General features: G+C 49.7%; 14 protein-coding genes. 12 read left to right on the forward strand and 2 right to left on the reverse strand.

The window, feature by feature from the left end; all coding sequences use genetic code 11:
- The first annotated feature begins 37 nt into the window (after positions 1-37).
- A complete protein-coding gene (locus tag EV210_RS11440) occupies positions 38-916 on the forward strand; it encodes a GIY-YIG nuclease family protein (protein ID WP_132080293.1) in 879 nt (292 codons plus the stop codon).
- 223 nt (positions 917-1,139) lie between these two features.
- Here EV210_RS11440 and EV210_RS11445 read toward each other — a convergent pair whose 3' ends face one another.
- Entirely contained in the window at positions 1,140-1,367 is a 228-nt protein-coding gene (locus tag EV210_RS11445) for a helix-turn-helix domain-containing protein (RefSeq protein WP_132080296.1), read from the reverse strand.
- Between the two features lie 154 nt (positions 1,368-1,521).
- A complete protein-coding gene (locus tag EV210_RS11450; protein WP_243650523.1) occupies positions 1,522-1,851 on the reverse strand; it encodes a helix-turn-helix domain-containing protein in 330 nt (109 codons plus the stop codon).
- Positions 1,852-1,957: 106 nt separating this feature from the next.
- Between EV210_RS11450 and EV210_RS11455 the strand changes: the two genes are divergently transcribed.
- The 11 genes from EV210_RS11455 to EV210_RS11505 all read left to right on the forward strand — a co-directional run bounded on the left by EV210_RS11455 (position 1,958) and on the right by EV210_RS11505 (position 13,847).
- Entirely contained in the window at positions 1,958-2,158 is a 201-nt protein-coding gene (locus tag EV210_RS11455; RefSeq protein WP_132080299.1) for a hypothetical protein, read from the forward strand.
- A gap of 48 nt (positions 2,159-2,206) precedes the next feature.
- A complete protein-coding gene (locus EV210_RS11460) occupies positions 2,207-3,445 on the forward strand; it encodes an aconitase X (protein ID WP_132080302.1) in 1,239 nt (412 codons plus the stop codon).
- Positions 3,446-3,482: 37 nt separating this feature from the next.
- Positions 3,483-4,838: a C4-dicarboxylate transporter DcuC gene (gene dcuC / locus EV210_RS11465; protein ID WP_243650524.1), complete on the forward strand. Its 1,356-nt coding sequence runs from the start codon at positions 3,483-3,485 to the stop codon at positions 4,836-4,838.
- 12 nt (positions 4,839-4,850) lie between these two features.
- On the forward strand, positions 4,851-5,444 hold the full coding sequence (locus EV210_RS11470; protein ID WP_132080308.1) for a DUF1847 domain-containing protein: 594 nt from the start codon (positions 4,851-4,853) through the stop codon (positions 5,442-5,444).
- Positions 5,445-5,475: 31 nt separating this feature from the next.
- Positions 5,476-6,657: a MalY/PatB family protein gene (locus tag EV210_RS11475; protein WP_132080828.1), complete on the forward strand. Its 1,182-nt coding sequence runs from the start codon at positions 5,476-5,478 to the stop codon at positions 6,655-6,657.
- Between the two features lie 267 nt (positions 6,658-6,924).
- Entirely contained in the window at positions 6,925-8,403 is a 1,479-nt protein-coding gene (locus EV210_RS11480; protein WP_132080311.1) for an Lsa family ABC-F type ribosomal protection protein, read from the forward strand.
- Positions 8,404-8,592: 189 nt separating this feature from the next.
- A complete protein-coding gene (hpdB, locus tag EV210_RS11485) occupies positions 8,593-11,289 on the forward strand; it encodes a 4-hydroxyphenylacetate decarboxylase large subunit (protein WP_132080314.1) in 2,697 nt (898 codons plus the stop codon).
- Positions 11,290-11,301: 12 nt separating this feature from the next.
- Positions 11,302-11,565, forward strand: coding sequence for a 4-hydroxyphenylacetate decarboxylase small subunit (gene hpdC, locus EV210_RS11490; protein WP_207900712.1), 264 nt, complete (start codon positions 11,302-11,304; stop codon positions 11,563-11,565).
- Between the two features lie 4 nt (positions 11,566-11,569).
- The gene (gene hpdA, locus EV210_RS11495; protein WP_132080317.1) at positions 11,570-12,508 is read left to right on the forward strand and encodes a 4-hydroxyphenylacetate decarboxylase activase; all 939 of its coding nucleotides are present in this window, start codon (positions 11,570-11,572) and stop codon (positions 12,506-12,508) included.
- Between the two features lie 91 nt (positions 12,509-12,599).
- Positions 12,600-12,956: a DsrE family protein gene (locus EV210_RS11500; protein ID WP_132080320.1), complete on the forward strand. Its 357-nt coding sequence runs from the start codon at positions 12,600-12,602 to the stop codon at positions 12,954-12,956.
- Positions 12,957-13,061: 105 nt separating this feature from the next.
- On the forward strand, positions 13,062-13,847 hold the full coding sequence (locus EV210_RS11505) for a C39 family peptidase (RefSeq protein WP_243650525.1): 786 nt from the start codon (positions 13,062-13,064) through the stop codon (positions 13,845-13,847).
- Positions 13,848-13,895: the final 48 nt, after the last annotated feature.

Below are 13,895 nucleotides of genomic sequence, written 5' to 3' on the forward strand. Positions count from 1 at the left end.
ATAATTTTAGGGAATTGGTAGAAGAGGATTGATGCACATGTCAGGCAAATTAATTCGCTTATTCTTAACTGATGGTCAGCCCAATGGGTTGCGGACAGTTGAAATTTCCAATATGACCATTCATGGAACGATTTTTCCCCGGACGCAATTAGAGGGTTTTATGAAGCGGGAGGCGGCTAATAAACCGGGGGTGTATATGCTCATTGGTCAGGACGAGCAGGATCTGGAAACTATTGCTTTATACATTGGACAAGGCGACCCGGTGTTGCCACGGTTACGGGATCATGCCCGGAACAAGGAGTTTTGGACCGAGGCTATCGTTTTTTCTTCGAAAGATGATTATCTAACCAAAACCCAGGTTAAATATCTGGAGGCAGACTTGTATGCCCTAGCGAAGGAAGCATATAGGGCCAAACTGGATAATACGCAAGCACCGACCAGGCCGAACATCTCGGAAGTGGATAAAGCCGAAGTCAATCAGTTCCTAGAGGCCATTAAACTGCTGCTATTGGCACTAGGCCGAGATATTTTAGAACCAAGGATCTTAACCGAAGCAAATACGGGCGTATCGGAAACCATATTTGAGTTGAAAAATAAGAATGCCTTTGCCCGTATGGCAGTTATCAATAATAAGTATGTGGTGCTCAAAGGCTCTACCGCTGTCCGCGAAAATCGGCGTTCTATAGCCCCGTTCCTGGTTAAACTTCGTCAAGATCTGGTGGATACTGGTATTATGGTTGAGACTGATGAAGAACTTTATACATTTATGCAGGATGCCACCTTTAATAGCCCAAGTTACGCAGCAGCGGCAATCGTGGGCGGTGCTGCCAATGGGCGGAGATTATGGAAGTACAACGGTAAGGCATTAAGAGAGTGGGATAATGAAATAGTAGATATCTGTGAAGATGACGATTAACAAAAGCTCTAAAAATTTCTTAACAAAGGATTTATTATAAAAGAACGCCTAAAGTAAGCCAGTTCCGCTTACTTTAGGCGTTCTTTTCTTTCAGCTATCCTTTAATCCATCTCTTCCCGCTTCCAAATCCCATGCTTATACAGCACAACCTCTCAATCAAGGCAATTTCTTTTTTATTTCCTCGGGCAGATTATACTTCTCATTATCCTCCCGAATGGCCTATTTACCTTCTTTTCGGATTATCAGATAAGCCAGCTAAATAATCTAATGACACATTAAAATACTCTGCTAAAGCCGTAGCCATATCAAGTGGAGGAAGTCGATCACCTTTCTCCCAATGGCTTACGGTTTGCTTTGTGACACTAAATTTTGCTCCTAATTGTTCAAGTGTTAAATTATTTTGTTGTCTCAGGTCTCTTAATCTTTTACAAAAAATTTCGTGTAAAAACATTAGAATACTCCTTGACAGTCAACTGAAAGTTGACTAGAATAAACATAGGCATTGAGTCAACTTTTAGTTGACAAACAAAAGGTTTATAAAGTAGGAAGAGGGTTGAACTAGAATATATAACGATGATTTATAAGAGCAAGTGACCTTATTCCGATTACTCCATCTCTTCCCGTTTCCGAATCCCATGCTTATACAGCACAAACTCCTCAATCAAAGCAATTTCCTTTTTGACTTCCTCGGGCAGGTTATATTTCTCATTATCTTCGCGAATGACTGGTACAGGTTTGGCTTCCGTGAAAAATTCAGCCAGAGAGATGTCCAGGGCCTGGCAGACTTTTTCCAGAGTTGTAACGTTAGGATTTTTTTTACCGATTTCAATATCCCGCAATGTAGCCTGGCCGATTCCGGCAAGCTGAGCGAGCTTGTTGGTTGAGTAATTCTTTTCTGTCCGCAACTGAATAATGCGTTTGGCAGTATTCATCATATTATATCCTCCAATTAACGCTAAAGCAATTATAGGTAAAAGGAATTCCAGATTAACTAACGCAAAAACATTGACAACTTAAAGCATTTGCATTAGAATGAAATGTATGAAAGGGGGAGTTGTTTTTTTTACCGAACGGAATCGTTCACAACAACCACATAAAGGAGTTGGTGAAGGCGTTGCAAAGAATCGGCAGCATTACTATGGGCGAATGCTGTTTATTTGTCATGCCCTGCATGCGTTGGCGCGCGTGCAGGAAGAGTGTGAGTTTCCAGAACAATCCATTTCCATTATAGCGCAACAATAAAAAAACGTAAACCTTTGTTAGGAAATCCCGGTAAGAGGAGGGATTAATATGAAGTTAACTATTGAGGAGCAAGCCATAGTAGGCGGCAGTGAAGGTACGGTCAGGCAAAAGGCGATGGAATTGCTTGTGCATTACGGAGGGGCAGTCGATGCAGAAAAACTCATTGACACGAACAATGTCTGCGGAGACATAAGGCTGGCTACGGTATTGCCAATGTTCAACCTGGAGCCTTCAGAGCTTAGTGGCTTCCCAACGGTCAAGGCATATTCTTGTCAAATGGGGACTGGCTTAGACTCTGAACAGTGGCAGCTCCAAGGCGTAACGCAAGAACAGTATGAAGAGCAGATAGCTGATGAAGCTTTTGCTGCTTCGATTGGCGTCAATCAGTTGTGCACCTGCGTACCTTATTTGGTTGGCAATGTACCTGTAAAAGGGGAGCATTGTGCCTGGATAAAGTCATCTGCGGTGGTGTATATCAACTCGGTATTAGGTGCCCGCACCAATGGGGAAAGCAGCGAGATTACGATAGCCGCTATGCTTACCGGTAAGACTCCCTACTGGGGACTGCATCTTCCCGAAAATCGTCTGGGCACGCATCTTATTAATGTTGAGTGGGAAGTAAAGAGTGCGCTGGACTGGGAGTTGTTAGGCTATTATACCGGACAACTGGTGAAAACAGGCAAGCCGGTTTTTTACAGCATTCAACATGTACCCAATCTGATGCGGCTGAAAGGTCTGAGTGCAGCCTTGCAAGCAGCGAGTGAGTGCGAGCTGTTTCATATCCCTGGCATTACCGCTGAAGCACGCAATCTAAATGAGGCCTTTGGCGGTAAACAGCCGCTGGATGTGCTGCGCTTCGGTAAGGCTGAGCGCATGCTGGCCTTTGATATGCTCAATGCCTGTGCCCATGACCGTACGGTGGACTGGGTGATTCTCGGTTGTCCCCCTTGTTCGCTGGAAGAATTGGGCGAGATTTGCCGCCTGCTTGCAGGTCGGAAAGTGCACGGTAATGTGAGGTTATGGATCGTTACGCCCCGTGCCTTAAAGACGGTGGCTGACCGCACTGGCTATACCCGCATTATCAGCGAAGCGGGAGGAGTATTAATAAGTGACACCTGTCCAGCCGAGGGCAGGGTGAAACCGCAAGATGCCAAGGTAGTGGCGACCAATTCAGCCAAGCAGGCGCACTGCCTGACTGGCCTACCTGGGTTGCAATGCTGGTTCGGCTCGACAGCAGATTGCATTACTGCTGCTGTGACCGGTAAGTGGCAGGGAGAGCTGAAATGATGTTACAAGCAAAGGGAGGCAGAGGGAGAACATGACCATGATGATCATTACAGGAATCGTCATTGCCTGGGTTGTCTATATGATTGTCAAAAAGTATTATCCTCAGGCGGTGCTGTTAACGGCAGGCATGATCCTGCTGCTGGCAGCGTGCCAGCTTAGCAATACGGTTCTGCTGGAAGGGAAACAATCCTCCGGTTCGGTCTTTTTAGATATTTTTCATACCGGCAGTGTTTTGCTCAGTTCCCGCGTTGCCGGGCTGGGGCTGACCATTATGTCTATTGCCGGGTTTGCCAGGTATATGGAGTATATCGGGGCGAGTAAAGCTTTATTTGCCGTAGTGGCCTCGCCGATTAAACATATTAAATCACCCTATTTGCTGCTGGTACTGAGCTTTTTTATGAGTCAGTTTTTGGTCTTGTTCATTCCCAGTCATGCCGGATTAGGACTCTTGCTCATGGTCATGTTGTATCCCGTTCTGATCCGGGCCGGTGTGAGTAAGCTGTCGGCACTCGGTGTTATCGGCTGCGCGCAGTACATGGATGTAGGCCCCGGTTCGGGCAATGCCATTCTGGCCGCGAATCTCTGTAAGCTTGATCCGGCGGTATACTTTGTCAATCACCAGCTGCCCATCTTTGTTGTCACCACCTTGCTGCTGGGGATTACTCACTATTTTGTGCAACAATGGTGGGACAAGAAAGAGGGCTTTACCGGTCATGATGCCTCGCTGGATTACGGGAAGGAGGAGGACAGCCGTCCGCCATTACTGTATGCGATTTTGCCCGTCATTCCCATGCTGCTCATCCTTGGCTTCAGCCCGCTGTTTAAAAGCAAAATTAAGATGGACGTTGTTACGGCGATGTTTGTCAGTACTTTTATCAGCATGGCCTTCGAGTATGTACGGACGAAAGATTTCCGTGCTGTCTTGCAGAGCCTAAAATATTTATACGAAGGTATGGGCAACAGCTTTGCGACGGTAGTCAGCTTGATCGTTGCCGGGGAAGTATTTGCTGCCGGTCTGATGAAGATCGGCGCCGTTGATGCGCTGACGGCAGGGGCACAGGAGCTGGGCCTGGGGGTACATGCGCTCATTATCCTGTTCTGTATTGTCATTGCCTGTTGTGCTTTTTTGATGGGGTCAGGCAATGCGGCGTTCTTCTCTTTTGCCGCGCTTACTCCGAAGATTGCGGCGGCACTGCATATTGAGGTGATTACGCTGCTGCTGCCGATGCAGATTATGACCAGCTTTGGCCGTGTGGTATCACCGATTACTGCCGCTATTGTGGCGATTGCCGGGGTGGCAGGCGTATCACCGGTGCAGGTGGTTAAGCGGACTGCCATTCCGATGGCAGTTGCGGCACTGGTCAATGTGGCCTTTGTTTTTATCAACTCATAAGGAGCTATTGCTATGAAGTGTGCGAAATGTACTCACCACAAGTGCTATCTGGCCGGGCAGAATTGTACGGGAATGACTGCTGATGCTGTGCAAGCAGCCTATACGGAGGAACATCTGACGATGATGCGGGCGGCGGCTTGCACGGAAGCCCGGTTTTATAATCAGCTAACCCGCTTAGAGGAGACAGCCGAGTTTTGCAAGCTTATGAACTATACAAAAATTGGTTTGGCTTTCTGTATCGGTCTGAGTGAGGAAGCGAAACTGATTGAAGCGTATTTTGCCAAAAGCTTTCAGGTCTATTCGGTGTGCTGCAAGGTATGCGGGATCGCCAAAGAGCAGCTGGTGCTGGAGCAGATCAAGGCCGGTGCCCGCGAAACGATGTGCAACCCGCTTATGCAGGCCAGACTGCTGCAGGCTAAAGCCGTTGAGTTTTGTGTTACGGTGGGCTTATGCGTCGGTCATGATGCCCTGTTTACCGGTGCCTGCCAGGTGCCTGTATCCTGTTTAGCGGCAAAGGACAGAGTGCTTGCTCATAACCCGCTGGGCGCTGTGTACTCACGCTATTGGCGCAGGAAGCTGGGGATTCAGCCGGAAGGACAAGTGTAGCTTGGGTAGTGAAATGGGAGAGGTGATTGTGATGATGAACCATGATTTTGACGAACGGATTGACCGGACAGGGACGGAATGCAAGAAATGGGATACGTATGCAGCGGATGTACTGCCGCTATGGATTGCCGACACCGATTTTAAATGCCCTCAGCCAATTATAGATGCTATGGTGAAACGGGCGCAGCATGGAATTTACGGGTATCCGGTCAATGATAAGAAGTTTGAGCAGTCGATTGTGAACTGGCAGAAGAAGCGCTTCAGCTGGGACGTTGATCCTGACTGGGTGGAATATACTCCGGCAGTTGTCCCGGCGATTATCTATGCTATGCGGGCCTTCACCAATCCGGGGGACAATGTTGTCATTCAGATGCCGGCGTACCATCCGTTTCATGAAATCATCCCCCATAACGGCAGGCACATCCTGGGCAATGAGCTTGTTTTGCAGCCGGACGGCAGCTATGCCATTGATTTTGCTAATCTGGAGCAGCTGCTGAGTCAAAAGCGGACAACCATGTTCCTATTGTGCAGCCCTCATAATCCTGTCGGCAAATGCTTTACCAGAGAAGAACTGACCCGCATGTCCGAGCTGTGTCTGAAGCATCATGTCATGGTGGTTTCTGATGAAATTCATTCGGATATTGTGTATGGTGACAATCGCCATATCCCCTTTGGCAGCCTATCACCGGAAGCTGCGAATAACTGCGTGGTTTGCGTGAATCCCAGTAAGACCTTCAATATTGCCGGGGTGCGGACTGGGGCGGCTATTATCCCGAACCGTCACAAGCATGACCGATTCTATGCTGCCCTGGCCGACAACAAAGCCTATGGCAGAACGGTATTTGGCACATTGCCAATTGAAGTGGCCTATAACGAATGCGATTATTATGCTGATCAATTGCTGGCCTATCTGGAAGCCAATTTGAACTACCTCAAAGAATTCGTTGCCGAACGGATACCCCAGATTAAGGTTAGCAATGTGCAGGCGACATATCTGATCTGGCTGGATTGCCGGGCACTGCAGATGCCGCCCAAGGAATTGCAGCAGTTTTTCCTGGAACAGGCCAAGGTGGCCATGAATGAAGGCTCTACTTTCGGTCCGGGAGGAGCGGGCTTTATGCGAATGAATATCGCCTGCCCACGTTCGCTGCTGACAGAGGCCTTAGAGCGGATTGCCGCCGCAGTTGCTGCCCTTCCAGCTTCTGACTATTGAGTCTGCCAACAAGACATGATATACTAGACACAAATAGATGATTGGAGTTGAAAAGATGATTATTCTTTCTTGCTAATTTCTGAGCATAATAGATTAGAGTGGTAAACCCCCTCTTGCTTTATTATGCCTGTGCAAGAAAGACACATTCTTTTCACTCACGGAATATATCCTTGTCGTGCCCGCTAAGGGCTTGGCTTTGCTGTATTTTATGAGCTGCAAGAATTGCTTTCTTGCAGCTCATTTCTTTTATACAGGAGGGCTACGATCATGTCTTTAATAAACGTTACCAATCTAACTTTTGGCTATGACGGCAGTTATGATAACATCTTCGAAAACGTGAGTTTTCAAATCGATACCGATTGGAAGCTGGGCTTCACCGGCAGGAACGGCCGAGGGAAAACGACCTTTCTGAATTTGCTGCTGGGCAAATACGAATACAGAGGCACGATTGCCGCGAAAACCAACTTCGAGTATTTCCCGTTCGCGGTAACCGAGCCGGAGAACCATACGATTGATGTCATTGAAAGCATTTACCCCGATTACGAGCTGTGGCAGGTGATGCGCGAGCTGTCACTGCTGCAGGTAGATGAGGATGTGCTGTACCGTCCCTTTGCTACGCTGTCCAACGGCGAGCAGACCAAGGTGCTGCTGGCGGCTTTGTTTTTGAAAGAGAACAGCTTCTTGCTGATAGATGAGCCGACGAATCACCTCGATATGGAAGCCAGAAAAGTGGTCAGTGATTATCTGAAGAGCAAGCGTGGCTTTATTCTCGTTTCCCATGACCGGGCGTTTTTGGATAATTGTATTGATCACGTTCTCTCGATTAACAAAACCAATATTGAGATTCAAAAAGGCAGCTTTTCCTCCTGGTGGGCCAACAAGCAAAGGCAGGACCACTTTGAACTGGCGGAAAATGAGAAGCTCCATAAAGACATTGCCCGCCTGCAAGCAGCAGCCAAACGTACCTCTGCCTGGTCTGAGCAGGTAGAGAAGACCAAGTTTGGCACACGGGATTCGGGGTTGCGGCCTGACCGGGGATATATCGGTCACAAAGCGGCGAAGATGATGCAGCGTTCCAAGTCCATTGAAACACGGCAGCAGACGGCGATTGAGGAAAAATCCAAGCTGCTCAAGAATATTGAGAGCGCCGATAAGCTGAAAATCGTGCAGGCCGACTTCTACACCGGCCGTCTGGTAGAGCTGCAGCAGGTTGCGATTTTCTATGGAGAGAAGCAGGCTTGCAAGGATGTCAGTTTCACCATCGAGCAGGGCGACCGGGTGGCGTTATACGGCAAAAATGGTTCAGGCAAATCGAGCCTGCTCAAGCTGCTGACCGGTGAGGAGCTAACGTATACAGGAACGCTGCGCAAAGCCAGTCAGCTGGTCATCTCTTATGTGCCGCAGAATACCGCTCATCTGAAAGGCAATTTAAGTGACTATGCCCGGGAGCATGGCATTGATGAAAGTATTTTTAAGGCCAACCTGCGCAAGCTGGATTTTTCCCGGCTGCAATTTGAGAAGGATATGGCCGATTTCAGTGCCGGACAGAAGAAGAAGGTGCTTATTGCGCGCAGCCTGTGCGAAAGAGCCCATCTGCACGTCTGGGATGAACCGCTCAACTATATTGATGTCATCTCGCGGATGCAAATCGAAGAACTGTTGCTCGAATATGCGCCGACTCTTTTATTTGTCGAACATGATAGTGAGTTCTGCAGCAACATTGCCACCAAGATCGTGGAGCTGTAAGCTCAGGCCGGGCGATAAAATAGCAGTAACAAAAGAGCAAGAGGGAATGTTAGCGGATAACATTGCCTCTTGCTCTTGTTTGTCTGTGCAGGTGGTATATAATTTAGGTATGGATTATTGGCGTGTAAGGACACGTTTGTTTTTGTTTATGTGCGGTAAAACAGCAACAGGAGATAAGGAGGGTGAGCAATGAAAGCGAACGAAAGCAAGCTGCAGGACATCTTAAAGCAGCGCGGCATTACCATGGGCAAAGTGGAGATGCTTGCCGAAAGCGATATCCCCGCAGCCAAGGAAAGCTCGCAGCGGCTGATGGAAACCTACTATACCCTAAAGGTTACGGCAGATATGGAAGCGCCGTACTGGTACAACCGGACGTGGTGGGAAAACGAAGGTGAGGTTGTTGAGGTCCGGCGGGCTAAGGCGATGGCCGCCTGTCTGGCTCATATGACGCCGACGATCCAGCCTTATGAAAAGCTGGTCATGAATAAAACGAAAAATGTGCGAGGCGGTTTTCCTTTCCCCTGGACGACGGCCAGCTTTTTTAATGCCCAGGCCGAAGCGTTGATGGCCGAGGTGGATGCTCCTGCTGAGAGTGAAGCCGATGCCGTCAGTGTGGTTGGTGCCGGCGGCGGCAATGTGACACAAAGCTACGGCGAAGTGGTTTCCATTGCCAAGAAGTTTGGCATGCGCAAGGAAGATATTCCCGTGCTGGTGAAGACATCACGGCCCTGGGCGGGAATTTCCGTGGAAGAACTGAGCGATAAATATTCGCGCATGACGCCTGGCTACGGTCAGTATAAGAATGTCATGGACAGCGTTATCTGTATGTTTGACTCCTTTGCCATTACGCAGGGGCGAGAGGTGGCCAACTATTATCTGCCGCTCCAGTATGGCTTTGACCGGATTATCGAATTGTGCGACGAAAAGATTGCCGAGCTGATGGGCGAAGCAGGTGGCGATGGCGAGTTTGGCATGAGCCGGGCCTACTATTATGTGGCCATGAAGGAAATGACCAAAGGCTTAAGCGCCTGGTGCGAAAACTATTCCCGCCAGGCGGCGTACTTAGCTTCCATTGAAACGGATGCAGCCCTAAAGGCCAATTATGAAAAGGTTTCCGAGGTGATGCATAAGGTTGCCCATCAGAAACCGGCCAGCTTCTGGGAAGCCATTCAAATGACGCTGTGCTGTCATTTGGGAGTAACCAATGAAGACGCCATGTCCGGTCTGTCGATCGGCAGGCTTGGTCAGATTCTCCAGCCCTATTACGCCAAGGATATCCGCGAAGGGGTGATGACTGATGAAGAGATCATCGAGCTGCTGGAGCTGTACCGGATTAAGATCAGCTGCATTGAGTGCTTTGCCTCAGCGGGGGTATCGGGCGGGGTGCTGTCAGGCAACACCTTTAACAACCTGTCGCTGGGTGGTCTGAATCACGATGGCTTGTCTGCCGTCACTCCGCTGGAGTACCTGATTATTGAGGCAGGCATGCGCAACCAGACACCGCAGCCGACCTTAAGCGTGCTGTACGATGAACGGACGCCGGAGGACTTTTTGATGAAGGCCGCCGCCTGTACCAAGCTGGGCCTCGGTTATCCGGCCTGGATGAACAATCAGGCCGGTATGAACTTCATGCTGCGCAATTACGGTCCGGAAGGGATGGATCTCATTGATGCCCGGGCCTGGTGCCTGGGCGGATGCCTCGAATCCGCTCCCGGCTGCTTCCAGCCGCTTGAATATGACGGCAAGGTGACGATGATCCCCGGCGGGGCTTCGCCGACCTGCGGCACCGGCGTGCATTTTATCGCCCTGCCGAAGGTGCTGGAGCTGGTGTTAACCAATGGCCAGGATAAGCGGACCGGTAAGCAAATCTATCCCGCTCACAACAGGCCGCTTGACTCATATGAAGCGGTGCTGGGCCAGTGGAAGGAATACCTGGAACTCACCACCGATGTGGTCAACCGCTGCAACAACATTCAGATGGATATTTGGCGCAAGCATTGTATGCCTGTGGTCAACTCGCTGTTAAAACCGGACTGCTTCACTAAAGGCAGGCATCTCGGCACAATGGGGGCCCGTTATAACGCATCCATTAACTTTGAGTCCTGCGGTACGATTACGCTGATCAATTCCTTAAGCTCCCTTAAGAAGAACGTCTTTGACGATAAGCGGTTTACCCTTGCCGAATTGACCGAGGCGATGCTGAATAATTATGGTTTTAAGACCGCCTATGAAACGGGTGTATTCTCACCTGACTTCCGGGAAAATACCGAAACGAGCGGGAGGTATGCGGACATCTTTGCCGCATGCCTTACAGCTCCTAAATACGGCAATGCCGATCCCTATGCCGATGCCATTTTACAAGAGTATGAGTACTATATGGCCGACATGGTGAAATCCTTTGAGTCTTATTACGGCAAACCGCTGTACCTGTGCCAGATCTCGGTATCGACGCACGGTCCCCAGGGCTTTGTTACGCTGGCTACGGCTGACGGCAGGCTGGCCGGTACCACCTATTCGGACGGATCACTGTCGGCGGCAGCAGGCACCGATAAGAATGGCTTGTATGCCATTTTTGAATCGGCTACCGTTTATGACCACTCGCTGCATCAGAATTCGCAGATGAACCTCAAGCTGCACCCCAGTGCAGTGCGGGGCCTCAACGGCACCCGGAAGCTGCTGGAGGTCGTCCGGGCCTATATGCGCAAAGGCGGCTTCCATGTGCAGTTTAATGTGGTGGATTCCCATACACTGCGCGAGGCTCAGCATGTACCGGAGAAACACCGCGATCTGATGGTGCGGGTAGCCGGTTTTACCCAGTACTGGTGCGAAATCGGCAAACCGATTCAGGACGAAGTCATTTTCCGTACCGAATATGATGAGGCATAGACTGGAGGTTGAATGATGAGACATTATGACTGCAAGAACTATATCAATCTCGATTGTGAAAAAGGCATGTGTGCTTTAAATAAGCAGGTTGTGCCGATTGATGGCGAGGGCAGTGCGGCCTGCCCTGCCTTCCGGCAGGCGGAGAAATGCGGCAACTGCAAGCATTTCCTGAAGCCTGATAAATACGGCATCGGCACCTGTACGGGGCTGGAAAAAGAAAACTGGGCTTATGCCACCTGTGGTGCTTTTGCCTGCCCGGGCTATCAGGCCGGTTAACCCGATGAATACCAAGGGCCTGGTTTTTGACATTCAAAGCTTTTCCGTCCATGATGGACCGGGCTGCCGGACGACGGTCTTTATGGCAGGCTGTCCGCTGCAGTGCGGCTGGTGCGCCAACCCCGAAAGCTGGGTAAGGAAAAAGCAGCTGCTATTTGCCGCTAAGGTGTGCAAATGGGCGAAAGGCTGCCGGGCTTGCGAAAACGCGTGTCCGCGCGGTTCGATTCAGTTCCCCGCTGAAGGGGAGCCGATCATTTCCTGGGAAATTTGCCGAACCTGTGAGAATTTTGACTGTGTAGCGCTGTGCCCTAATCAGGCGCTGAAGCAATGTGGGAGAGAGGTTACTGTTGAAGAGCTTACGGCCATCCTGCGCCGGGATTTCAATCATTGGGGCGCTGACGGAGGGGTAACCTTTTCCGGCGGAGAGCCGCTCCTGCAGCCGGAGTTTTTACTGGCTGTATTGCAGCAGTGTCATGCGCTGCAGATTGGTACGGCGATGGAAACCAGCGCCTATGCCCAGGCGGATGTATTTTTGGCCATTATGCAGTACATCCAGTTTGCCTTTATTGACGTGAAGCATATGGACCGGGAACAGCATAAAGCAGGCACCGGCGTGGATAACGATCGTATCCTGGCCAATATTGCCCTGCTCCGCCAGTCGGGCTGGCCGGGCAGGCTGGTGCTCCGCCAGCCGGTGATCAAGGGCTACAATGACAGTGCGGAGAATGCCCGGCAATTAATTGCATTCATGAACAAGCACGACTTATATGAACTTAATCTCCTAAGATTTCATAAACTGGGAATGACAAAGTGGAACCAATTAGGCAAGGAGTACGCCTACCGTGACCAGGGCGATGTGACCGATAAGAAGCTCGCCCAGCTGCAGGAGCTGTATCTGGATCATCAAATAGCTTGTTATATTGGTGATCATACACCCTTTTAGCCTGGGACAAGGGACCTGTCCCCTTGTCCCAGCCAGCTGTAATCTGATTGGGCGTGTTCGTTTCATTCATTATTGGGAGGGGATCTATTCTATGTGCGAAGCCAATAGCGATTCAGATGAGCTTTATGTACTATGGACGACTGGAGACCGAGAAACTGCGATCAGTATGGTCTTAATGTACACGCTTAATGCAAAGCTTAGAAACTGGTGGGAAGATGTTACTTTGATCATTTGGGGAGCATCAACAAAGTTAGTCCTTCAAGATGAAGAAATACAGGGACGTATTCAGCAGATGCTGGAAGTTGGAGTCCATGTTGAGGCCTGTGTAGCGTGTGCTGACATGTTTGGCGCTACCCCGCTATTAAAGAAGCTGGGTGTTGATGTCAAAGGGATGGGAACCCCGTTAACGCAATTATTGAAGGATGGTAAAAAAGTTCTTTCTGTCTAGTGAGCTTTATAAGCTTACGATTGTCACCATTATTGGAGCAGGACTTTTTCCTCTTCATGAGAAAAGATATCAGGTGTGATGACTTTCGCTAAAGGAGTGGTTGTGGTGAGGAAAAAGCTGACTCAATTCGTGCTTTGTGCTTTGCTGAGCATCAGTGTTAGTGCGGGAAATGTGGCTTTGGCGGTTGACAATGCAGGGGGCACCAGTCCGGTCATTCCCTATCCTGCCGGTTATGTGACGGATCAAGAAGGAGCTTCTTCTTATAACGGCCTTGGCAATGTTGCCCGGTCGCCTTATTTTACGGCTGTCGATTATTACAATCTCCAGTCTACCGCGACGCTGACGCTGCTGCCTCATTACCGGACTTATCAGCAGACGACCGAGATTACCTGCGGTCCGGCGGCGGCGTTAACGGTGCTTGCTCATTATCACAATACTGACTGGGATGAGCTTGCAATCGCCAAGATTATGGAGACGAAGCCGGAGGTCGGGACAGATACGAAAGGGATGGTCCGCTTCTTTCAACACATTGGCTGGAAGGTTTCCTCCAGTTTGACCAGTGCTGATAAGACCGGGAGTTCCTTTGCAACCGTCCATGACTTCAAGAATTTCGTACTGCACAACTTGGCTGCTAATACGCCTGTTATGGTGGAGAATATTGACTGGGGCGGACACTGGCGCGTTATTATCGGCTATGACACGATGGGTACGGAGACGACTGCCGATGATGTCATCATTCTCGCTGATCCGTACGATACGGCGGATCATTCCCAGGATGGCTATGTGGTCAATCCGGTGGAGAAGTTCTATTACATGTGGTTTGACGCGCATATGCTGCCCAAAGGACAGCAAAAGCAGCAGTGGCTGGTAGCAACTCCGCCGTTGTCTTAAACATAAAGAAAACAGACTGGACTGAGATTTGCTCAGCCAGTCTGTTTG

The sequence above is a fragment of the Anaerospora hongkongensis genome, from assembly GCF_004339805.1.
GTDB classification, from domain to species: domain Bacteria; phylum Bacillota; class Negativicutes; order Sporomusales; family DSM-15969; genus Anaerospora; species Anaerospora hongkongensis.

Coding starts and splice junctions, on each gene's coding strand:
- dcuC (WP_243650524.1), top strand. CDS start 3,483: ATGATGATCATTACAGGAATCGTCATTGCCTGGGTTGTCTATATGATT.
- EV210_RS11460 (WP_132080302.1), top strand. CDS start 2,207: ATGAAGTTAACTATTGAGGAGCAAGCCATAGTAGGCGGCAGTGAAGGT.
- EV210_RS11480 (WP_132080311.1), top strand. CDS start 6,925: ATGTCTTTAATAAACGTTACCAATCTAACTTTTGGCTATGACGGCAGT.
- hpdB (WP_132080314.1), top strand. CDS start 8,593: ATGAAAGCGAACGAAAGCAAGCTGCAGGACATCTTAAAGCAGCGCGGC.
- EV210_RS11445 (WP_132080296.1), bottom strand. CDS start 1,367: ATGTTTTTACACGAAATTTTTTGTAAAAGATTAAGAGACCTGAGACAA.
- EV210_RS11475 (WP_132080828.1), top strand. CDS start 5,476: ATGATGAACCATGATTTTGACGAACGGATTGACCGGACAGGGACGGAA.
- EV210_RS11470 (WP_132080308.1), top strand. CDS start 4,851: ATGAAGTGTGCGAAATGTACTCACCACAAGTGCTATCTGGCCGGGCAG.
- hpdA (WP_132080317.1), top strand. CDS start 11,570: ATGAATACCAAGGGCCTGGTTTTTGACATTCAAAGCTTTTCCGTCCAT.
- EV210_RS11450 (WP_243650523.1), bottom strand. CDS start 1,851: ATGATGAATACTGCCAAACGCATTATTCAGTTGCGGACAGAAAAGAAT.
- hpdC (WP_207900712.1), top strand. CDS start 11,302: ATGATGAGACATTATGACTGCAAGAACTATATCAATCTCGATTGTGAA.
- EV210_RS11500 (WP_132080320.1), top strand. CDS start 12,600: ATGTGCGAAGCCAATAGCGATTCAGATGAGCTTTATGTACTATGGACG.
- EV210_RS11455 (WP_132080299.1), top strand. CDS start 1,958: ATGAAAGGGGGAGTTGTTTTTTTTACCGAACGGAATCGTTCACAACAA.
- EV210_RS11440 (WP_132080293.1), top strand. CDS start 38: ATGTCAGGCAAATTAATTCGCTTATTCTTAACTGATGGTCAGCCCAAT.